This window comes from Speluncibacter jeojiensis (assembly GCF_029589495.1).
Lineage (GTDB): Bacteria > Actinomycetota > Actinomycetes > Mycobacteriales > Mycobacteriaceae > Speluncibacter > Speluncibacter jeojiensis.
On the sequence record NZ_JAAIVF010000002.1, the window covers coordinates 230,475 to 251,686 of the forward strand.

The 21,212-nt window shown below is 68.1% G+C and carries 21 protein-coding genes; 9 read left to right on the forward strand and 12 right to left on the reverse strand.

Annotation, left to right across the window (positions count from 1 at the left end):
- Nucleotides 1-109: 109 nt before the first annotated feature.
- A complete protein-coding gene (locus G4X40_RS08305) occupies nt 110-1,726 on the forward strand; it encodes a flavin-containing monooxygenase (RefSeq protein ID WP_277831638.1) in 1,617 nt (538 codons plus the stop codon).
- Nucleotides 1,727-1,732: 6 nt separating this feature from the next.
- Here G4X40_RS08305 and G4X40_RS08310 read toward each other — a convergent pair whose 3' ends face one another.
- From G4X40_RS08310 to dnaK, 4 genes are read right to left on the reverse strand one after another with little or no spacing between them, the layout of a single operon-like run.
- Entirely contained in the window at nt 1,733-2,137 is a 405-nt protein-coding gene (locus G4X40_RS08310; RefSeq protein ID WP_277831640.1) for a heat shock protein transcriptional repressor HspR, read from the reverse strand.
- Nucleotides 2,134-3,315, reverse strand: coding sequence for a molecular chaperone DnaJ (gene dnaJ / locus G4X40_RS08315; RefSeq protein ID WP_277831642.1), 1,182 nt, complete (start codon nt 3,313-3,315; stop codon nt 2,134-2,136). Before dnaJ ends, G4X40_RS08310 begins: the two co-directional genes overlap by 4 nt.
- 42 nt (nt 3,316-3,357) lie before the next feature.
- Nucleotides 3,358-4,023, reverse strand: coding sequence for a nucleotide exchange factor GrpE (gene grpE, locus G4X40_RS08320; RefSeq protein WP_277831643.1), 666 nt, complete (start codon nt 4,021-4,023; stop codon nt 3,358-3,360).
- The gene (gene dnaK / locus G4X40_RS08325) at nt 4,020-5,858 is read right to left on the reverse strand and encodes a molecular chaperone DnaK (protein ID WP_277831644.1); all 1,839 of its coding nucleotides are present in this window, start codon (nt 5,856-5,858) and stop codon (nt 4,020-4,022) included. The genes grpE and dnaK overlap by 4 nt, the downstream gene beginning before the upstream one ends.
- Before the next feature lie 262 nt (nt 5,859-6,120).
- Between dnaK and G4X40_RS08330 the strand changes: the two genes are divergently transcribed.
- Both G4X40_RS08330 and G4X40_RS08335 read left to right on the forward strand, forming a co-directional pair.
- Entirely contained in the window at nt 6,121-6,672 is a 552-nt protein-coding gene (locus G4X40_RS08330) for a hypothetical protein (protein WP_277831645.1), read from the forward strand.
- Nucleotides 6,673-6,683: 11 nt separating this feature from the next.
- The gene (locus tag G4X40_RS08335; protein ID WP_277831646.1) at nt 6,684-7,541 is read left to right on the forward strand and encodes an LLM class flavin-dependent oxidoreductase; all 858 of its coding nucleotides are present in this window, start codon (nt 6,684-6,686) and stop codon (nt 7,539-7,541) included.
- Nucleotides 7,542-7,572: 31 nt separating this feature from the next.
- On the opposite strand, the gene G4X40_RS08340 is transcribed toward G4X40_RS08335, so the two are convergent.
- From G4X40_RS08340 to G4X40_RS08350, 3 genes are all read right to left on the reverse strand, one after another.
- The gene (locus G4X40_RS08340; protein ID WP_277831647.1) at nt 7,573-8,214 is read right to left on the reverse strand and encodes an NAD(P)-dependent oxidoreductase; all 642 of its coding nucleotides are present in this window, start codon (nt 8,212-8,214) and stop codon (nt 7,573-7,575) included.
- Between the two features lie 33 nt (nt 8,215-8,247).
- On the reverse strand, nt 8,248-8,817 hold the full coding sequence (locus tag G4X40_RS08345; RefSeq protein WP_277831648.1) for a TetR/AcrR family transcriptional regulator: 570 nt from the start codon (nt 8,815-8,817) through the stop codon (nt 8,248-8,250).
- A 98-nt stretch (nt 8,818-8,915) separates the two neighbouring features.
- Nucleotides 8,916-9,569 (reverse strand): TetR/AcrR family transcriptional regulator, encoded by a 654-nt coding sequence (locus G4X40_RS08350; RefSeq protein ID WP_277831649.1) that lies wholly within the window; start codon nt 9,567-9,569, stop codon nt 8,916-8,918.
- A 184-nt stretch (nt 9,570-9,753) separates the two neighbouring features.
- On the opposite strand from G4X40_RS08350, the gene G4X40_RS08355 reads away from it, so the two are divergent.
- Together G4X40_RS08355 and G4X40_RS08360 are read left to right on the forward strand one after the other, a co-directional pair.
- Nucleotides 9,754-11,427: an FAD-dependent monooxygenase gene (locus G4X40_RS08355; protein WP_277831650.1), complete on the forward strand. Its 1,674-nt coding sequence runs from the start codon at nt 9,754-9,756 to the stop codon at nt 11,425-11,427.
- Nucleotides 11,424-12,359, forward strand: coding sequence for an MBL fold metallo-hydrolase (locus G4X40_RS08360; protein ID WP_277831651.1), 936 nt, complete (start codon nt 11,424-11,426; stop codon nt 12,357-12,359). Before G4X40_RS08355 ends, G4X40_RS08360 begins: the two co-directional genes overlap by 4 nt.
- A 182-nt stretch (nt 12,360-12,541) precedes the next feature.
- Here G4X40_RS08360 and G4X40_RS08365 read toward each other — a convergent pair whose 3' ends face one another.
- Complete coding sequence (locus tag G4X40_RS08365) at nt 12,542-13,480, reverse strand: GntR family transcriptional regulator (protein WP_277831653.1); 939 nt, start codon at nt 13,478-13,480, stop codon at nt 12,542-12,544.
- A 198-nt stretch (nt 13,481-13,678) separates the two neighbouring features.
- Here G4X40_RS08365 and G4X40_RS08370 point away from each other — a divergent pair, with 198 nt between their 5' ends.
- From G4X40_RS08370 to G4X40_RS08385, 4 genes are all read left to right on the forward strand, one after another.
- A complete protein-coding gene (locus G4X40_RS08370) occupies nt 13,679-14,893 on the forward strand; it encodes an FAD-dependent oxidoreductase (RefSeq protein ID WP_277831655.1) in 1,215 nt (404 codons plus the stop codon).
- Nucleotides 14,894-15,063: 170 nt separating this feature from the next.
- Nucleotides 15,064-15,282, forward strand: a complete 219-nt coding sequence (locus G4X40_RS08375) for a CbtB domain-containing protein (protein WP_277831657.1) — start codon at nt 15,064-15,066, stop codon at nt 15,280-15,282.
- Nucleotides 15,283-15,295: 13 nt separating this feature from the next.
- Nucleotides 15,296-16,108 (forward strand): CbtA family protein, encoded by an 813-nt coding sequence (locus G4X40_RS08380; RefSeq protein ID WP_277831658.1) that lies wholly within the window; start codon nt 15,296-15,298, stop codon nt 16,106-16,108.
- On the forward strand, nt 16,105-16,647 hold the full coding sequence (locus G4X40_RS08385) for a histidine phosphatase family protein (RefSeq protein ID WP_277831659.1): 543 nt from the start codon (nt 16,105-16,107) through the stop codon (nt 16,645-16,647). The genes G4X40_RS08380 and G4X40_RS08385 overlap by 4 nt, the downstream gene beginning before the upstream one ends.
- Nucleotides 16,648-16,723: 76 nt before the next feature.
- On the opposite strand, the gene G4X40_RS08390 is transcribed toward G4X40_RS08385, so the two are convergent.
- The 4 genes from G4X40_RS08390 to G4X40_RS08405 all read right to left on the reverse strand — a co-directional run bounded on the left by G4X40_RS08390 (nt 16,724) and on the right by G4X40_RS08405 (nt 21,207).
- The gene (locus tag G4X40_RS08390; protein ID WP_277831660.1) at nt 16,724-17,767 is read right to left on the reverse strand and encodes a phosphotransferase family protein; all 1,044 of its coding nucleotides are present in this window, start codon (nt 17,765-17,767) and stop codon (nt 16,724-16,726) included.
- Nucleotides 17,764-18,975, reverse strand: coding sequence for an acyl-CoA dehydrogenase family protein (locus G4X40_RS08395; protein ID WP_277831661.1), 1,212 nt, complete (start codon nt 18,973-18,975; stop codon nt 17,764-17,766). Before G4X40_RS08395 ends, G4X40_RS08390 begins: the two co-directional genes overlap by 4 nt.
- A gap of 124 nt (nt 18,976-19,099) precedes the next feature.
- A complete protein-coding gene (locus G4X40_RS08400) occupies nt 19,100-19,726 on the reverse strand; it encodes a TetR/AcrR family transcriptional regulator (RefSeq protein ID WP_332844330.1) in 627 nt (208 codons plus the stop codon).
- A gap of 320 nt (nt 19,727-20,046) precedes the next feature.
- The gene (locus G4X40_RS08405) at nt 20,047-21,207 is read right to left on the reverse strand and encodes a thiolase family protein (RefSeq protein ID WP_277831663.1); all 1,161 of its coding nucleotides are present in this window, start codon (nt 21,205-21,207) and stop codon (nt 20,047-20,049) included.
- Nucleotides 21,208-21,212: the final 5 nt, after the last annotated feature.

The following is a 21,212-nucleotide window of genomic DNA, read 5'->3' on the forward strand; positions in this document are numbered from 1 at the left end:
CCTGTTCGGTCGCGTCGGAGAATCGGTGACCGATGGGCGGGAGACGCCGCTGCCCAGCCACCGCAGCCCGTCCTACCGTGACCTTCCGAACCCACGGAAGGACCGCATTGTGAGCGAACAGGATTCGACGCCCCCCGCCGGCTCGTGCGATGCGGTGGTGGTCGGCGCGGGAATCGCCGGGCTGTACGCGGTCCATCGGCTGCGCGAGCGGGGCCTGACCGTGCGCGCGTTCGAGGCGGGCTCGGGGCCGGGCGGGGTCTGGTACTGGAACCGCTACCCCGGCGCGCGGTGCGATGTCGAGTCCGTCGACTACTCATACTCGTTCTCCGACGAGTTGCAGCAGGACTGGGACTGGAGCGAGAAATACGCGACGCAACCGGAGATCCTGCGCTATCTCGAGCACGTCGCCGACCGCTTCGACCTGCGCCGCAGCTTCCAGTTCGACACCCGGGTGACCTCCGCGACGCTCGACGAGCAGGCTCTGCGCTGGACGGTCCGCACCGACCGCGGCGAGCAGGTGTCGGCGCGCTTCCTGCTCACCGCGGTGGGTCCGCTGTCGAATGCGAACACCCCCGCCTTCGACGGCCTGGACACCTTCGGCGGCGAGGTCCACCACACCGCGACCTGGCCGCACGAGGGCGTCGACTTCACCGGTAAGCGCGTCGGAGTGATCGGAACGGGATCGTCGGGGATCCAGTCCATACCGCTCATCGCCGAACAGGCGGAGCGGCTGTTCGTCTTCCAGCGGACCGCCAACTACTCCATCCCCGCGGGCAACACCCGGCTCGACGACGCGACCCGTGCAGCACACAAGGCCGACTATCCCGAACGTCGCCGGCTTTCCTGGGAGTCCGGCGGCGGGTCCCCGCATCGCACCCACCCGAAGAAGACCCTCGACGTGACGGCGCGGGAACGCGACACCGCGTACGAGGAGCGGTGGAAGCTCGGCGGTGTGCTGTTCTCGAAGACCTTCCCCGACCAGTTGACCGACCTCGCCGCCAACGACACGGCCCGCGAATTCTGGGAGCGGAAGGTCCGCGCGGTCATCGACGACCCGGCGATCGCCGAGTTGCTGGTCCCGAACGACCACGCGATGGGCGCCAAGCGCATCGTCACCGACAGCGGCTACTACGAGACCTACAACCGCGGCAACGTCGAGTTGGTGAACCTGAAGGCCGACCCGATCGTCGGTATGGACGCCACCGGGGTCAACACCACCGGCGCCCATTACGAGCTCGACGCGATCGTCCTCGCCACCGGCTTCGACGCGATGACCGGCTCTCTCGACAAGCTCGAGATCGTCGGACGCGGTGGGCAGACGCTCAAGGACAAGTGGACCGCCGGTCCCGAGACCTACCTGGGCCTGGGCGTCGACGGGTTCCCGAACTTCTTCAACGTCAACGGCCCCGGCGCCACCGGTGTGCTCGCGAACATGGTGCTGCACTCCGAACTGCACGTCGACTGGATCGCGGATGCCATCGCCTACCTCGACGACCATGGCGGCGACGGCATCGAGGCCGAACCCGAAGCAGTCGCCGAATGGGTCGACAAGTGCCGCACCCTCGCCGAGAAATCGCTGCTGAACACCGCGAACTCCTGGTACCTCGGCGCGAACATCCCGGGCAGGCCACGGGTGTTCATGCCGTTCGCGGGCGGGTTCTCGACCTATCGCGAAATCATCACCGGCATAGCCGAATCCGGCTACAAGGGCTTCGCCATCCGATAGCGCAGCTCAGCGGCGCGGGCGCGGCTTCCACACAACGATCGCGTTGCCCGGGGTGAACGGGACGAGGTCGGCGCGCGGACGGGTCCGCTCGGACTGCAGCCGAGCGACCTCGTCGACCAGCTCGCCCACCCGGTGCTGCAGCGCCTCGACCTCGTTGGTCAGCTCGATGATCCGCTTGATGCCGGCCAGGTTGACGCCCTCGTCCTGGGACAGCCGCTGCACCTCGCGCAGCAGGTCCACGTCCCGGTTCGAGTAGCGCCGGCCACCGCCGGAGGTGCGGGCTGGCGTGACCAGGCCGAGGCGGTCGTAGGTGCGCAGGGTCTGCGCGTGCATCCCCGCCATGGACGCAGCCACGGAGATGCCGAACAGTCGGACCTCGGTCTCGTGCGGGTCCCTACGGGTGGTGCTCATCGGTTGCCTGCCCATCCGGCCCGCGGGTCGAATCCGCTCTCCCGCTCGGCCTTTGCGTACAGCTCCAGCGCCTCCGTCGCCGCGTCGTCGAGCTTCGGCGGCACCGCGGCCTTGACGGTCACCAGCAGATCGCCGGCGCCGCCGCCGCGCTTGGGGACCCCACGTCCGCGCACCCGCAGGGTGCGGCCGTCGGCGGTGCCCGCGGGCACCTTGACCCCGACCCGCCCGTCCAACGTGGGCACCGACACCGTGGTGCCGAGCGCCAGCTCGCTGAAGCCGAGCGGGACCATGAGCGTGATGTCGTCACCGGTGCGCCCGAACACCGGATCCGGGGTGACGTGCACGGTCACGTACAGGTCGCCCGACGGCGCACCGCGCAGCCCGGCCTCGCCCTGGCCGGCCAGCCGGATCCGCTGACCGTCGTTGACGCCGGCGGGCACGCGCACGGTGATCGTGCGGGTCCGCGTGGTCACGCCGGTGCCGGCGCAGTCGCCGCACGGGTCCTCGACGACCGAACCGGTGCCGCGGCACTCCGCGCAGGGCTCGCTGAATCCGAAGTGCCCCTGATTGCGGGTGACCACGCCGTTGCCGTTGCACTTCGGGCACACCTTGGGGCTGGTGCCCGGCTTCGCGCCGCTGCCGTGGCAGGTGGTGCACGAGGACGGGCTGGTCAGCCGCAGCGGCACGGTCACGCCGAGCGCGGCCTCGCGGAAGTCCAGCCGGGTCTCGGTCTCGACGTCGTTGCCGCGCCGCGGTTTCGTCGTCGTCTGCCGGGCGCCGCCGCGGTTGAACAGCCCGCCGAACAGGTCGCCGAACCCGCCGGCGCCGCCCGCCCCGCCAGCCCCCGCCTGACCGAACAGGTCGCCGAGGTCGAAGTCGGTGGTGTACCCGCCGCCGCGGCCGGCACCCGGATGGAATCCACCCTGCCCGAAGCCGCCCGAGGCGAACAGCCTGCGCGCCTCGTCGTACTCGGCTTTCTTCTTCTCGTCCGAGAGCACCGAGTTGGCCTCGCTGACCGCCTTGAACCGCTCCTCGGCCGCCTTGTCGCCGGGGTTGAGATCCGGGTGGTACTTCTTGGACAGCTTCCGGTACGCCGTCCTGATCTCGTCGTCCGACGCGTCGGACGAGACGCCCAGGTCGGCATAGAAATCTTTCTCCACCCATTCCCTTTGCGTCACTGGGCGTCTCCTCCTTCCACTCGGTTTGTTATGACTACCCGATCACTCGGGTGCGCCGGGGTCGTTCGACCCCGACTGGTCGGCTTCGGCGTCGACCGCGGCCTCGGGAACCGCATCGACGACCGCGACCATCGCGGTGCGCAGCACCCGATCGCCGAGCCGGTAGCCGCGGCGCATCACGGTGCCGAGGACCGGCGCGCTGCCGTCGCCCTCGTGCTGGACGGCCTCGTGCAGCGCCGGGTCGAACTCGTCGCCCTCGGCTCCGAATGCCTCCACGCCCTGCGAGTTCAGCGCGACGGTCAGCTTGTCGCCGATCGCCTTGAGCGGCCCCGCCTCGAGGTCGCCGTGCGCACGCGCCCGGTCCAGATCGTCGAGGACGCCGAGCAGCTCGGTGATGACCTTCGCCCGGCCCTCCTCACGCGCGGCGAGCTTGTCGCGCTCGGTGCGCTTGCGGAAGTTGACGAACTCCGCCTGCAGACGCTGCAGATCGGCGGTCAGCTCACCGACCTTGTCGGACACGGCCTCGGCGGCGGCGGACGCCTCCGGTTCGGCGGCGAGCGCCGGATCCGGGGCGGAACCCGCCGGCTGCGCTGCGGCAGCCGCGGATTCCGCCTGATCCGTGCGGACCTCGCCGGTCTCCGGATCGATGCGACGCTTGTCGGTCACCGTCACCGGCTCCTGCTCGATCCCCGAGTTCTCGGCGGTCACTTCTTCTCCGAATCGTTGGGCTCGTCGACGACCTCGGCGTCGACGACGTCATCGGCATGCGCCGAGCCGCCGTCGGCCGCACCGGCCTCGGCACCCTGCGCCTCGTAGATCGCCTGGCCGAGGGCCTGCGAATCGGTCGCGAGCTTCTCCATCGCCTCCTTGATGGCGGCGATGTCGGTGCCCTTGAGTGACTCCTGGGCGTTCTTGATCGAGGCCTCGACCTTCTCCTTGACGTCCGCCGGGACCTTGTCCTCGTTGTCCTTGACGAACTTCTCGGTCTGGTAGACCAGCGACTCGGCCTGGTTGCGGACGTCCGCCTCCTCGCGGCGCTTCTTGTCCTCCTCTGCGTGCGCCTCGGCGTCCTTGACCATCCGCTCGATCTCCTCCTTGGAGAGGCCGGAGCCCTCCTGGATCTTGATCGTGTTCTCCTTGCCGGTGCCCTTGTCCTTCGCGGTCACGTGCACGATGCCGTTGGCGTCGATGTCGAAGGTGACCTCGATCTGCGGGACGCCGCGCGGGGCCGGCGGGATGCCGGTCAGCTCGAAGGAGCCGAGCAGCTTGTTGTGCGAGGCGATCTCGCGCTCACCCTGGAAGACCTGGATCTGCACGGACGGCTGGTTGTCGTCGGCCGTGGTGAAGGTCTCGGACCGCTTGGTCGGGATCGTGGTGTTGCGCTCGATGAGCTTGGTCATCACGCCACCCTTGGTCTCGATGCCGAGGGACAGCGGGGTGACGTCGAGCAGCAGGACGTCCTTGACCTCGCCCTTGAGGACGCCGGCCTGCAGGGCGGCGCCGACGGCGACGACCTCGTCCGGGTTCACGCCCTTGTTGGGCTCCTGGCCGCCGGTGAGCTCCTTGACCAGCTCGGTGACCGCGGGCATGCGGGTCGAGCCGCCGACGAGCACCACGTGGTCGATGTCGCCGACGGCGATGCCGGCGTCCTTGATCACGGCCTGGAACGGCGTGCGGGTGCGATCGAGCAGATCCGAGGTGATCTTCTGGAACTCGCTGCGGGAGAGCTGCTCGTCGAGGAAGAGCGGGTTCTTGTCCGCGTCGACCGTGATGTACGGCAGGTTGATCGAGGTCGACTGCGAGCTCGACAGCTCGATCTTGGCCTTCTCCGCGGCCTCACGCAGACGCTGCAGGGCCATCTTGTCCTTGGTCAGGTCGATGCCCGACTGGCTCTTGAACTTCTCGACCAGCCAGTCGACGATGCGCTGATCCCAGTCGTCGCCACCGAGGTGGTTGTCGCCGGAGGTCGCGCGGACCTCGACCACGCCGTCGCCGATCTCGAGCAGCGAGACGTCGAAGGTGCCGCCACCGAGGTCGAAGACCAGGATGGTCTGCTCCTTCTCGCCCTTGTCCAGGCCGTAGGCCAGGGCCGCGGCGGTGGGCTCGTTGACGATGCGCAGCACGTTCAGGCCGGCGATCTGGCCGGCTTCCTTGGTGGCCTGACGCTGGCTGTCCTCGAAGTACGCGGGGACGGTGATGACCGCGTCGGTGATCTCCTCACCGAGGTAGGACTCGGCGTCGCGCTTGAGCTTCATCAGCGTGCGGGCGCTGATCTCCTGCGAGGTGTACTTCTTGTCGTCGATCGCGACGTTCCAGTCGGTGCCGATGTGGCGCTTGACCGAGCGGATGGTGCGGTCGACGTTGGTGACCGCCTGGTTCTTGGCGGGCTGCCCGACCAGCACCTCGCCGTTCTTCGCGAATGCGACGACGGACGGGGTGGTGCGAGAGCCCTCGGAGTTGGCGACGACGACCGGTTCGCCGCCCTCGAGCACTGCGACGACCGAGTTGGTGGTCCCGAGGTCGATACCGACCGCACGAGCCATGGTGTTCCTCCTATGGATGGGGTTTCGCTCTACTGAGCCTGTGTTCTCTTGAGTACAACCGGCTCAAGTCTGCACGTCACCGCCGGGGCGGTCAAGTCGTAGTTGAGTCGATCCCACTCAGGTTTGTCGATGGGTCCAACCAGCCGTCGCCCGGATCCATTCCCGATCAGGGAGGAAATTTTTTTTCCGACGCGACAGACGATCAGCTATCTGCCATCGCAGACCCACCTCCGGCCGAGGTCCCGCTGGCTACGATGACGCGATGGATAGCACAGGTGACGGGCCCCCGAGCCCGCCTCCGCCCCCGGCGTACACGTCGGTCCCGCGCACCTTCCACCGCGAGCCCACCGCGCCTCCCCGGGTGTTGTCCTGGGCGAGTCGGTGTTGGTTCGCCTCGTTCGCGGCGCTGGCGATCACGCTCATCAATGCGGGAGTGGCCCGGTCCGCACTGCGCTCTGCGCTCGAATCCGGTCTGGCCGCGCAGAATCCCGGCACCTCGGCCCAGAGCATTTCCGACACCGTGCTGTTGACCCTGATCGGTTGCGCAACCGTCGCGGTACTGCTTGCGCTCGGCGAGGGACTCTGCATGGTGCGGTTGCACGCCGGGTCGTCCGGCGCCCGAACCCTGTTGGCCGCGTTGGGGATTCTGAATGTTGTCGGCCTAGTCGTCGTGTGGGAACTGCTCTCCGACGCCGGATCCGTGGCAGGCGGGGCGCTGCGGTGGGGTCCGGTCGCGCAGGGAGCGCTCATCGTCGCCGGACTCGCGATGGCGTTCACGCCGCCGGTCGGCCGATGGCTGTCGGGCCGGAACTGAGGCCCGAGGGCATGGATATCGGTCTCGGTCTACCCATCAGCAACCCCCGCTCACTGATCGAGTGGTCCCACCGCGCCGAGGCATGCGGGTTCAGCACCCTCGGACTGCTGGACCGCCTCGTGTTCGACAATCCGGAACCGCTTGTCGCCCTGTCGGTGTTGGCCGGCACCACCGAGCGGATCCGGTTGCAGACCGAGGTTCTACTCGGCCCGCTGCGCTCGACCGCTCTGCTCGCCAAGCAGGTCTCCACGCTCGATTCGATGTCGGGCGGCCGGTTCCGGCTGGGCATCGGCGTAGGCGGACGCGATGACGACCACGCCGCCGCGGGCACGCCGGTGCACCGGCGCGGCGCGATGATGGACGATCAACTCCGCGACCTCCGCCGGATCTGGTCCGGCGAGCCGTACCGCGCCGACGGAGCCGCGTCGGCGGGTGGGGTCGTCGGGCCCGCACCCACCTCTGCTCGCGGCCCCGAGATCCTGATCGGCGCCTTCGCGCCAAAGGCATTGCGGCGCGTCGCGCAACATGGCGACGGCTTCCTGTGCGCCACGCCCCTCGAGCGCGTCGCGGCGCAGGTCGCCACCGTGCGCGAACAATGGACGGCCGCCGGACGCGCCGGATCCCCGCGACTGGTGTGCCAGGTCAACGTCGCCGTGGGCCCTGAGAACACGGTCGAGACCGCTCGCGCCGCCATCGCCGACTATTACGCGTTCACCGGCCGACAGGGCTGGGGCGCACCGGTATCCGATCCCCAGCATCTGCGTGACCTGGTCGACAGCTATCGAGAGTTGGGCGCCGACGAGCTCATGCTCTACTGCTACGCCGATGACCCCGACCAGATCGAGCGCGTCGCTGCACTAGCGCTGTGACGTCGGCGCAGATGACCCGGGCCAGGAAGACCTACCGCCTGCCCTTGGCTGTGGTGACGACAATGCGACCACCGGAACTCTTCCGATCGGCAGCCAACTCGACGAGTGTCTTTGCCACGTTGCCGAACGGCAGAGTCGGCAGGCCAGGAACCTTGTCTACCTGCTCGAGGGGGATTGCGGTCCAGTCGGCAGCTGTCGCAGCGTCTTTCAGGTTGACTGGGTACACGATCGTCCAGTCGAGGTCCGATCCGGTGACCGCCGCCTCGGACTTCGCCTTGTCGTCGAAGAATCCTCTGAGGATGGTTCGGTAGGCCAACTTGGCGAAGACCGAGGCCTTGTTCGCGGTGTCCCCCGCCCCGAATGCCGAGACCAGGACCAGTCGGCCGACACCTGCCTCCTGGCTGGCCTTGACCACCGTCGGGACGGTGCGTTGCGCGAATGACGTGTCCTTCATCGGCCCGGTGACGGCGACGATCAACGCGTCGCAGCCCCTTATCGCGTCGGCGAGTGCTGCCTGGTCCTCGAGTGCCCCTTCGACGACGGTGACACCGGGCAGTACCTTGACTGCCTCGGGGCGGCGTGCGTAAGCGACAACCTCGTGGCCGGCGGCCACTGCCTCAGTCAAAGTGCGCGAGCCGACGTTGCCGGTCGCTCCGAGTAGCGCGATCTTCATTTCATGTCACTTTCGGTCGGTAGTGGTGTTGTTTCATTCGGGCGCATCGAGGTCGAGTCCTGTCGATGTCGCGAACACATCGAGACAGAGCCGGACAAAACCTTCAGGCGAGATGACTCCGGTGTCGGTCGCGGCTCGTTGTGCGGCTGTTTCGACGAAGGCGAGCCACGCCGCGAAAATCAGGCGCAGGGACGGAGTGTCCGGCTGCCTCGTCGCCGCAATCAGGCGATCCACCTGTATCTCGTGGTTGAGGGCCGCGATTTCCCAGACCAGCGCCGGCGACTGCGCCGTCGGCGCGTACAGGTTACGAAGGCCGCCCGCGCTGGCTGCGAAGTGGGAGAAGTAGGCCGCAAGCGCGCGTTCCAGACTCGATCGAACGGACAGGCCCGGCTGCGGTGAGGTGGCGGCGAGCAGTGCCGCACTTTCCCTGCGGAGCACGGCGTCGAGCAGGACGTCCTTGTTCGGAAAGTAGTGGTACACCAGCGCTCGCGTGATGTCGGCGTCCCGGGCAATTCGACTCATCGACGTGCCGTCGTAACCGATCTGCGAGAAGTGCGCGGCCGCGACGTCGAGGATCTGTTCGCGACGTTCGTCGGGTTGCATCCGCGGCCGAGGACTATTTGACACATGTATAACAATACATGCGCGCCGCGCACAGGCAACCCTCGCCCGCAGCGGATTCGTGGGCGAGGCGAGGGAAACTAAGGATGCCGGAGAACAGGTGCCGTCATCGCGACGAGAAGGTCGGTCAGTCGCTCAGCGAGCTCATCATCGGTTGTCTGAAATCGGCCGGGTATCCGATCCTGGAAGATGATGTGCTGTTGAAGCACCGCGACGGCGGCGCGGATCGCGAAGTCGACACACCTCTCGCCGACAGCGTCGTCGACCGTCATCGCAGGGCGAAGGCGATCGGCGACCGCGAGCGATACCGAGGCGATCAGGTCCGCCGCACGCTCGTACATGACGGCGGCGTCGGCCAGGACCACACTGCGGAGCAAGTGCTGATTGTCACGGAATGCCGTGACGAGTTCCCGGGCGAAGAAGTCGAGCAGGCGGTCTGGAGGCAGCGAGGCAGTGTCCTCCGAGGCGAGCTGCTCGGCCAGTCGTGCCTCCGCTTTATGCTTGTACCGTTCGTGTGCGGCGAGCAGCAGTCCGTTCTTGTCCGCGAAACGCGCATAGATGGAAGTCGGCGAACTGCTCGACCTCGATGCGATCTCTGCGACCGTGATCTGGTCGAACGGTTTGTCCGCGAGCAGGTCCTCCACCGCCGCCAAGACCCGCTCCATTGTCGCGCGGCTGCGGGACTGACGCGGCGGGGTGATGCTGGGCAAGCTATCGGACGGCTCGGGTGACACCGTCGTAGGGTACGTGACCAACCAGCCCGTGCGATCAGTCCGTATCCCTTGGCTGCCATGGCAATCACGGCCACCATCTGGACGCTGACGCGCTTGCCGATTCGACATCGAGTTCCCGTACGGCCGTGAGGTAAGCCACCACGCAGCCTTGACTGTAACGGTAATCGCATTACGCTTTGTGCCCATGAACGCCACCCTGCCCGTCCTGATTCTCGGCGGCGGACCGGTCGGTCTCGCCGCGTCACTCGAACTCGCCCGATTCGGCGTCCGGTCCGTGCTCATCGAACAGCACACCGGAGTCGCCTGGCACCCCAAGACTCGCAACTTCAATACGCGCACAATGGAAATCGCACGCAAGTGGGGCCATGAGGTGTACCTGCGACTGCGCGACATCGACACCCCACCTGGGTGGAAGAGTCCGATCCGGTTCTTCGACAATCTCCTCGGCACCCAGTTCGGCACGATCGTGGCGACCGGCTTCGAAGGACCCGGCCCCACAATCAGTCCAGCTCAGCCGGTGATGTCCTCCCAGGATCTGCTCGAGAAGATCCTCGTCGACGCGGCGACCGCCACCGGCCTCGTCGACTTGCGCTTCGGACACCAGGCGACCTCGGTTCTCTCGGGCTGGAATCCCGACGACGAGTCAGCCGGACTGGAGGTGCTGAACCGAGAAACGGGCGAGACATACACGATCGGCGGTGTCGCTCTCATCGCCGCCGACGGCGCCTCGAGTCTGGTGCGCCAGCACCTGGGAATCGAGCTTGTCGGCGAGAAGGCGATCAACCACTTCGTGAACTGCTACTTTCACGCCGACATCGAGGAGAACATCCCCGACCGGCGCGGCGTGCTGCTGTTCGTCGCCAACCAAGATACGGCCGGCGTCCTCCAGCCGCTCGATGCCCGCGGCCGGTGGCTGTGCCAGATCCCTGTCCCTGCTGATCAATGGTCTGACGACGTCTACCAGCAAGAAGACTGCGAACGCTGGGTCCGCGCGGCGGTGGGCAAACCCGATCTTGAGGTCTCGATCAAGAGCATCGGCCGCTGGCAGATGAACGCGACCGTCGCCGAGCGCTTTGTGCAGGGTCGGATAATCCTCTGCGGCGATGCCGCACACCAGTTCCCGCCCACGGGTGGGCTCGGTGTCAACACCGGATTGCAGGGCATGCACAACGCCGTCTGGAAGCTCGCTCTGTGCGTCACGGGTGCAGCCGACTGGTCCCTGCTGGACACCTACGACACAGAGCGTCGTCTTCCCGCGCAGCGCACTACGGCACAGTCGAACGACAACCACAAAAAAGTCCAGCAGATGGGCGCCGCGCAGTACAGCGGCCGGTCGGATCTCGACGTGGAGACCGTCCTACGTGAAACTCGCCGCTACGGAAACCATCTCGGCGTCGAGTTCGGCACCTTCTACGACTCGCCGGCGGTGATCCCTGATGGCACTACACGGCCGGCGGTCGACGACGACTACTCCGACTACCAGCAGAGCGCGACCCCGGGTTGCCGCGCTCCTCACGTCTGGCTTGGGCGCTCGGGAACGGTGTCGACGGTGGACCTGTTCGGCTCCGGATTCACCGTGCTCACCGGTTCTCGGGGTGGCGCATGGCGTGCGGCCGCCGGGCGCGCGGCGTCGGTCTTCGGTCTGCCGGTGGCCTGCTACAACGTCGGCGACCCGGGCCTCGAGGACGACCGACGTGAGTTCCTCGACATGTACGAGATCGGCGACACGGGAGCCGTTCTCGTACGACCGGACGGCTACGTCGCCTGGCGATGCCCTGAACTGCCCGCCGATCCGGGGGACGAGGTCGAGCGCGTGCTCTCGCAGATCCTCGCACGCAAGCCGGAGGTGTCTGCGTGACGACGGCGCCGGACCGCCCCGATATCACCCACTACGCCTCTGTCGAGGGCCGGTGGAATCCCGCCAAAGACGACTCACTTACGGTTTCCTTCTACGGCACTTCGAGCATGCTCATCAAGGCCGGCAAGTCTTCGTTGCTTGTCGACGGGTTCTTCTCTCGACCCGCGGCGAACAAGCTCCTCGACGGCCCCATTGCACCCGAACCCACGGTCATCGATGCCTGCCTCGACAGGGCAGGCATCGATCGACTCGACGGTGTTGTGGTGGTGCACTCGCACTACGATCACGCCTTCGACTCGCCGCTGATTGCGCGGAAGTTCGGCGTACCGCTGATCGGTTCGGCGTCGACCGCGAACATCGGTCGAGGGTACGGGGTTTCGGAGGACTTGCTGCGAACGGTCGCCGACGGGGAGGCCCTCTCGTTCGGCGATTTCGAGGTGACCTTCATCGAGACGCTGCACTGCCCCGGTGACGTCTCACCCGGGACCATCGACGAGCCGCTCGTTCCGCCCGCCACTTTCGAGAAGTGGCATTCAGCGGAGTGCTATACGCTGCTCGTCCGCCACGACACGGGCTGCGTGCTGATCCAGGCCAGCGCGAACTTCGTTCCGGGCAAGCTCGACGGGATCACCGCCGACGTGGTCTACCTCGGCATCGGCATGCTCGGAAAGCAGGACCAAACGTTCCGTGAGCTGTACTGGCAGCACCTCGTCCGGAATACGAAGGCACGCAGCGTCATCCCCGTCCACTGGGACGATTTCATGACGCCGCTGCTCGATGGTCCCCTTTTGCCGCAGCCCTATCTCATGGAGGACGTCGTCCCGTCGATCGACTTCGCCCTTGAGCAGGGCAAGCGTGACGGAGTGACGGTGCTGTTGCCGACACTGTGGACCCCGCTCGCACCACTCGAGGGTCCTGTCCTCGACAGCTGACGCATGCGGACTGATGTTCCATCTCGGCACGTCCCTGCGCGGCCTGCGCACCATTGCCCTGCCATTGATCCATCGCCGTATCGACCGAGCGCACCACCTGCGGCGTGGTGAAATCGTGCACTCCCCTCACGAATTCACGAGGTCTCCCCGTCTGACCTCGCCGGTGACGGTACCAAGGCGCCCTACAGACCCTGCAGCCGCGCCGCGATGCCGTCGAGCACGGTCGCGAGCGCCGCGCCGAACAACTCGTCCAGGTCGAGTGCCCCGTCCTGATCGGGCACCGTCGCCGGGTCCATGAAGACCCGCGCCGAGTACGGGTAGGAGCCGGACCCGATCAGCGTCGTGGCGCGCTCGTCGTGGCGCGCCATCCAGCGATCCGGGCCGATGCCGCTGTCCGCCAGCTCCGTCGACTCGGTCTCGAGGCTCGCGCCGAACCCGTGCACCAGGTTGAACAGCGTGAGATGCAGCAGCAGCACCGTCTTGTTGCCCAGGCCGAGCCCCGACAGCGCCCGCAGGTTCCACTCCGAATACCGCAGCTGGTTCGGCCCCGGATACGGCCGGGTCAGCGAGGACGTCCGCGCCAGCCACGGATGCAGTCGGTACACGGACCACAACGCGGCCGCCGACACCTCGAGTTCCTCCCGCCACGACGTCGGCACCGCTGCGGGCAGGGCCACGTCACCGAACGCGGCCTCGCGCATGAGCAGCAGCAGTTCCTCCTTGCCCGGCACATGGCGGTACAGCGACATCGGGGCGGCGTCGAGTTCGCCGGCGATGCGCCGCATCGAGACCGCATCGAGGCCCTCTGCGTCGGCAATCCGCATGGCGCACCGCACGATCGAGGCACGCCCGAGCCCGGACGGGTGGACACCGTCCGGGCCGTCCGCGGCCTTTTCGTAGCTCCCGCCGACCGGCCCGGACACCACGCTGCCGACTCCGGGAACGACCTCGACCAGGCCCTGACTGCGCAGTTCGGCGAGCGCCTTGGTCGCGGTGGCCATCGCCACGCCCCATTCGGCGACGATCTTCCGTGTCGAGGGCACCCGCTGCCCCGGACGCAGCGATCCGGACACGATGCGCTCGCGCAGCGCCTCGGCGATCTGCAGGTAGGGCGCGCTCATCTGGTCTCCTCCCCCGCACCGTACTAGTGCGGAACGTACGCCGTCTGCGTCGTCGTCGACCGTACTAGTGCACCAATCCGGCGACGGGCAGAACTTTCGCTGAAATGTGTTGGTGATGCACCTGCGTACATCGTACGTTCTGATGGTCACCCGAACACGGGAACCAACGAGAAGCCGGTAACGGCAAGAGGAGTCGACATGACCGACCAGCGCACCATCCTGATCAGTGGAGCCGGCATCGCGGGTCCCGCGCTCGCCTACTGGCTCGAAGCCCGCGGCTGGTCCGTGACCGTCGTCGAGACCGCGCCGGGCGTGCGGCCGGGCGGGCAGACCGTCGACCTGCGCGGCGCCGGCCGCGAGGTCGTCGAGAGGATGGGCCTGATGCCGACCGCGCGCGAGCTGAGCATGGAGCAGCGCGGCATCGCCTGGGTGGACGAGAGCGGTCGGCACCGCGCCGAGATGCCGGTCGACGTGTTCGACGGCGACGGCATCGTCAGCGAGATCGAGATCCTGCGCGGCGACCTCGCCGGCCTGCTGCACGACGCGACGCGCGACCGCGTCGAGTACCTGTTCGGCACCCGCATCACCGCGCTCGACGAGACGCCCGACGCGGTGACGGTGACGCTCTCGGACGGCAGTGTCCGCACCGTCGACCTGGTGGTCGGCGCCGACGGCCCGCATTCGACGGTGCGGCGCATGGCCTTCGGACCCGAGGAGCAGTTCGTGCGTCCGGTCGGCGGGTACACCGCATGGTTCACCGCACCCGACCACGTCGGGTTGGACGGCTGGTACGAGATGCACAACGCGCCCGGCGGACTGGCCGTCTCGATGCGGCCCGACAGCACCCCCGGCGGCGCCAAGGCCTCGTTCTCGTTCGCATCGGAGCCGCTGGACTACGACCGCCGCGACGTCGACGAACAGCGCAGGCTGATCGCCGACCGCTTCGCCGGGGTGGGCTGGCAGGCGCCCGCGCTGATCGACGCGGCGCAACTCGCCGAGGACTTCTACTTCGACGCGATCGTGCAGGTGCAGATGGACCGGTGGTCGCGCGGACGGATCGTGCTCGTGGGCGACGCCGGGTACTGCCCGTGCCCGTTGACCGGCATGGGTACCAGCCTGGCGCTGGTCGGCGCCTACGTCCTGGCAGGCGAGCTGGACCGGGCCGACGGCGACCTTCACCGGGCATTCGTCCGCTACGAGGAGGTGCTGCGCCCCTATGTCGAACGCGGACAGGAGCTTCCGGGCGGGGGAATGCGGATGTACGCGCCGAAAAGCGGGCTGTGGATCCGGCTGGGCCGGCTGATCACGCGGGCGATGGTGAGCCGGGTCGGGCGTCCGCTGGCCAAGCGCGCGTTCTTCTCCCACGCGTACGACATCGACCTGCCGGAGTACCCGGCGGCTGTGCGGAGCTGACCGCCGGGTTGCGCGAGCGATCGATCGACAGGCTACGATCGCCGCACAGCTCCGTCTGCGGAATCCCTTCGGGGAGCGGTCGCGCCACTGTCAAGCCAGACCCGCCGGCGGAACTGCACGCAACTGTCGTTCGCCCGAGGCGCGAAACCTCGGAGAAGGAGCCACGTTTCATGGCCATGCAGAACTCTGCGCGGGGCCCGCTTGCCGGCGACCTCTCGCTCTCGATCTCCAGCCGCGCCGTCTGGCTGGCCTCCACCCTGCTGCTCGCCCTCGCCGTCTACTACTTTGTCGGCATCGACCAGGGTGCGGTCTCGGTGTTCGGCGAGGACACGCACGTGCACGAGTTCGTGCACGACGCGCGTCACTTCCTCGGCTTCCCCTGCCACTGACATGGAGAAACTAGTGATCGGCCGCGGCGTCCTCGCCGGGGCCGTCGGAGGCCTGTTCGCATTCCTGTTCGCCCGGATCTTCGCCGAGCCCATCATCGGGCGGGCGATCGACTACGAGGCCGCGCGCGACGCCGCCAAGGAGACGATCGGCCACGGCGGAATGCACGAGGGCCCGGAGCTCTTCAGCCGCGCGGTCCAGGCGAATGTCGGCATCGGCGTGGGCATCATCGCCCTCGGGTGCGCGCTGGGTGCACTGTTCGCGGTCGTGTACTGCTTCGCCGCGCCGCGGTTGCAGACCATGACCCCGCGCGGGCTGTCGCTGGCGGTCGCGATGTCGATGTTCCTCGGCATCTACCTGCTCCCGGCGCTGAAGTACCCGGCGAATCCGCCGGCGGTCGGCAACGGCGACACGATCGGGGACCGCAGCGGGCTGTACCTGCTGATGGTCGCGATCTCCGTCGCGCTGGTACTCGCGGGTTGGCTTGTCGCGCATGCAGTCACGCCGAAGCTGGGCAGCTGGTACGCGATGCTGAGCGGCGCGGCGGTCGTGCTGGCCGGCTCGGCCCTCGCGATGGCCGTGCTGCCCCCGTCCGGGCACCTGGCGGGCAACCCGCCGGGATCTGCCACGGAAACCCCGCGGCCCCTGCTGGACGCCGCCGGCAACATCGTGTTCCCCGGATTCAACGCGGACGACCTGTACCAGTTCCGGCTGTTCTCGATCGGCGCACAGCTGATCCTGTGGCTGGTGATCGGGCTGCTCGGCGGGGAACTGCTGCAGCGGCTCACGGCCCGCCGGGGCACCCGGGAGCCGGTCCTCGCGGCGTGAGCGAACTCGTCGTCGTCGTCCATGCGATGACCGAGGCGCTCCGCGCGGCGCGGTTTCCCGGGGACGAATCCCTCGAACCGTTCCGGGCGGGGCGGGCACTGCCCGCGCCGCTCGGCACGGCGTTCGCCCGAGCCGACTGCGTCCTCACCGCACCGGAGGCCCGCGCCCGCGAGACCGCCGCGCTGTTCGGCGTCGATTCACACGTCGAACAGGCTCTGCGGGAGCAGGATCCGGGAGCATGGGCCGGTAAGGTCCCCGCCGACCTGGACCCGACCGAGCTCGGCACCTGGCTGGGCGACCCCGGTTTCGCGCCGCCGGGCGGCGAGTCGGTCGACGCGTTGCTCGGGCGGGTCGGCCGGTGGCTCGGCGACGTCGGCGAGGGCCGCACGGTCGCGGTGACCCACCCCGCGGTGACCCGCGCGGTCGCCGTGCGTGCGCTCGACCTTCCGGCCGACCGGTTCTGGCGGATCGAGGCGCGGCCGCTGTCCGCCCTGTATCTGCGCCGCGACCACCGGGGGTGGACCGTTCAGCTGCGCTGAGCCGGCCCGCTCACCGCAACCGCGCCACGATGCCTTCCGCGCTGCGTGCGGCGGTGCGCGCGCACCGGCTTGAAGCTCACTTCTCCTTCCCTTCCAACGCCCTCAGCCCCAGGCGCATGTACTCGGGCACCGCTCCAGCCGCGTCGTCCGCGCCCGCGGCTGCCCCCGAGCGGGTGCGGTGGGCGATACCGGCGGCGACGACCCCGATCTTGAAGTAGGCCAGCGCGAGGTGGAAATCCCAGTGCGCGAGTGTCGATCCGGATGCGAGACTGTACCGGTGTGCGAGGTCGTCGGTGTCGGGGATGGCGGGGTCTGTCCAGGCTGCCGGGAATCCCAGCACGCGACTGAGCTCGGGTGCCCGGTACGCGCACATCATCGCCACATCCGCGAGCGGATCTCCCAAGGTGGACAGCTCCCAGTCCACGACGGCCAGGATGCGACCGGGATCGACAGGGTCGAGCATGACGTTGTCGATGCGGTAGTCGCCGTGCACGAGCGATGCGCCAGACGAGTGCGGCACTGCTGCAAGCAGTTTGGTGCCGAGTCGTTCGACATCGGGGAGCTCTTCGGTTGCCACGTGATCCCACTGGCGCAGCCAGCGCGTGGCCTGCCGTTCGAGATAGCCTTCCGGACGGCCGAACTCGCCCAGCCCGACGGCGCGGTAGTCCACGCGGTGAAGCGCCGCCAGTACCCCGATCATCTCCTCGGTGCACGCGGCGACATCCGTGTCGGACAACGCGGCCACGTCGTCGACCGCGCGGATCACGGTGCCGTCGACGAACCCCATCACGGTGAACGGTGCACCGAGGACGGAGTCGTCGTCGCACAGCGCGACGGTGGGTGCGACCGGCACCTCGGTGCCCTGCAGCGCGTGGGTCACGCGGTACTCGCGCGCCATGTCATGGGCAGAAGGCGTCAGACCGGCCAGCGGCGGCCGCCGGAGGACCCAGGCGCCGTCGCCGTCGTCGGTGAGGCGGAAGGTCAGGTTGGACTTTCCGCCCGACAATCGAGTGGCATGCAGGTTTCCGTCGAACACCACTCCCTGCTCGCGCAGGTATCCGCCCAGAGCCTCCAGATCAACAGCGGCGTCGACGCCGGGAACGGAGTCAGCGCCGGTCATCGCTGCTGCTCCCGTGCCTCGGTGACCGCGCGGCGAACCGCGCGTTTGGCGATGGACCACCGATGCACCTCGGTGGGCCCGTCGTAGATCCGGAACGGGCGCACCTCGGCGAGCAGACGGCTCAACGGCAGATCCTCAGACACGCCCAGGCCGCCACACAACTGGATGCTCCGGTCGATGACCCGGAAGATGGCCTCCGCGCCGAACGCCTTGGCGATCGAGGTGGCGTCGGTGCCGAGGTCGCCCGCGTCGAGGTCGGCGCAGGCCTTGAGCAGCAGGGCGCGGGTGGCCGCCAGGTCGATCTCGTTGTCGGCGATCATCTGCTGTGCCATGCCGAGGTCGCCCAGGCGCTCACCGAACAGGTGGCGCTCTGCGGCCCGCGCAAGGGTGATGTCCTGAGCTCGACGCGCCGACCCGAGCCAGCGCATGACGTGGGTCATCCGCGCCGGTCCGAGCCGTACCTGCGCGTACCGGTAGCCCCCGTCGACCTCGCCGAGGACCGCGGCGTCCGGCAGCGTCACCCCGTCGAAGACGACCTCGCAGTGTCCACCGACCATCGACCGATCGCTGGTGCGGATGTGGCGCCGCACCTCGATGCCCGGCGTACCGGCCGGGGCGAGGAACATCGTGGCCCCACCTCGATCGCCAGGCGAACCGGAGGTCCGCGTCATGATGATGAAGAAACCCGCGCCGTCGGCGCCGGTGATGAAGACCTTTCGGCCGTCGATACGCCAGTTCCCGCCGGAGCGGGTCGCGGTGGTCGACAGTGCCGCGGGGTCGGCGCCGGCGCCGGGGGCGGGTTCCGTCATCGCGAAGGCCGATCGGATCTCGCCGCGGCACAGCGGTGCGAGGTAGCGCTCCTTCTGCTCCGGCGACGCGATGTGCGCGAGCATGTGCATGTTGCCCTCGTCGGGTGCGGCGATGTTCAGCGCCGTGGGCCCGAACACCGAATACCCGGCTTCCTCGAAAACAGCGGCGCGGTCGCGCATGTCGAGCCCGTGGCCGCCGAACTCGGTCGGCGCATGGGGAGCGAACACACCGGCTTCGCGTGCCTGCTGCTGGATGCGTTCACGGAACACATCGCCGCCGGCAGCGTTGATGTCGCCTCCGTGGGCGTCCTCCAATTGCAGGATCGCGCCTCGGATGAACTCTCGCGTGCGCTCGGCCAGCCGCGCGGCACCGGGGGTGGGCGTGAAATCGATCGGCATAGGCTCCATCTCCAGACCGACCGAGCGATCGCTCGGTCGGTCTGAAGATGTCAGAAGGTCGCCGTGGTGTCAACCGCCGGGACTCGTCTGGTTGCGGGCTGTGTAGTCCAGCCGTGTTGCGGTGCTACTCGGGCCGTGGAGCGATGCCGTCGACATCGGCGCCGATGATCCGGCGCGCGAACTCTCCGTAGCGATCGACGATCTGTTCTGCGGAGAGCGGACCGTCGGGCCGATACCAGTCGGCCACCGAAACGCAGAGGGACGCCACCGCGCGCGCCGCCTCGGTGGGGTGTCGGCAAGCGAAAGCCCCTGTCGCCGCACCCTGTTCGATGATCTCTCGAACCAGCCTCTGCTGCATATCACGCTGTGCTACATGAGCTTTCAGGACCGGCTCGTCCATGCTTCGCATTTCGGTCGACGCGACGAACGCGTCGTCGCGCCGCTCCATGTGAAAGCGCAGCAGAGCTTCGACGACGTTGCCGAATCGGCCGTCGGGGCTGCCATCGGAGGCGGCATCGGCGGCGCGGGTGTGCGTGAGCATCTGATTCATCGCGTGGGTAACCAGCGCGTCGAGGATGACCTGTTTGGAGGGATAGTGGTGATAGAGCCCCGGTACCGACAGGCCGGCACTGTCCGCGATGGCCCGAATGGATGTGCCGTGGTAGCCGTGAATGGCGAAAAGTTCCCGGGCGGCGCGCAGCGGTGCCGCGAGATCGTCGCACGAGAAGTCTCGCCAGTCCTGCACTGTCACCCTCCGCATGCCAAATAGACGCTTGCGCAGCGTACCCGCGTCGAGGCAGGCCGGGGAGAGTCCCTGGGGTGGCGGGCTTCGGCTCAGCTGCGACACCGCGGCGTCAGCTATCTGTCATCTCGTCTGCAGAGATCTCCAGCATCGCTCGACAGCGGCACGGCTTCTCCCTCGAGTTCCAGTGGGCCTCGGGCGGTGAAGGTCTCAATCACCGTGACCACCACGGCCATCGCCCAACCAATCGGCTTGACAAGGATTCTGGATATCACTGTGCTCTCCATACCTGAGGGTTCCTGTGCATTGGAACGCGCTGGTGATTGCGCTTATGCATTCGGAGCAAGATTTTCGAACACCGTGGCATTGGCCATGCCCCCGCCCTCACACATGGTTTGCAGCCCGTATCGGATGCCTTCCGCACGCAGGTGGTGGACAAGTGTGGCGGCCAGTCGTGCGCCCGATCCACCGAGCGGATGGCCGAGCGCGATCGCGCCACCGAGGGGGTTCACCCGTTGCTCGTCGACGCCGGTCGTCCTCAGCCAGGCCCCCACCACGCTCGCGAACGCCTCGTTGACCTCGAACGCGCCGATGTCCTCGAGAGTCAGGCCGGCACGCTCGAGCACCCGCTCGGTCGCGGGAATGGGGCCGCCGAGCATTTCAACAGGATCGGATCCGACCACTGTCGCGGTGTGCACCCGCGCGAGCGGTGTCAGCCCCAGCTGCCGGGCCCGCTCCCCCGACATCACCAGCAGCGCAGCAGCACCGTCGGAGATCTGCGACGCGTTGCCCGCGGTGATGCGGCCGCCCGGGAAAACCGGGTCCAACTGGCCGAGCTTCTCGAAGGTCGAGGAGCGGCGAACGCCCTCGTCTGCCTCCAACTTCGTCCCGTCGGGCAGCGTGACGGGGACGACCTCGCCGGTGAATCGGCCCTCGTCGACCGCCTGGGCGGCTCGCTGGTGCGAGCGCAGGGCGTACTCGTCGAGCCAGGTGCGGTTCAGCTCGTACTTGGTGGCGAGGGATTCGGCACCGCGAATCTGGTTGAACTCGATGCCGTCGTAACGCTGCTTGATCGCATCGCTGTACGCGTCGCCGAGGCCGACACGCCGCGCCGATCCCATCGGGATCCGGGTCATCGACTCGACGCCGCCGGCGACCGCGATCTCGTACTGGCCGGAGATCACGCCCGCGGCTGCGAAGTGCAATGCCTGCTGGCTTGATCCGCACTGACGCTCGACCGTCGTGCCGGGCACAGACTCCGGCCAACCCGCGGCGAGGACGGCATTGCGGGCGATGTTGCCGGCCTGCTCGCCGACCTGGCCGACGCAACCCCATACAACGTCGTCGACCAGGCCTGCGTCGATGCCCGTCCGGTCGAGCAGTGCCATCAGGACGGTGGCGGACAGGTCGACGGGGTGAACCTCCGCCAGACCGCCCTTGCGGCGCCCGACCGGGCTCCGGACGGCGTCGACGATGACTGCATCACGCATGGTGT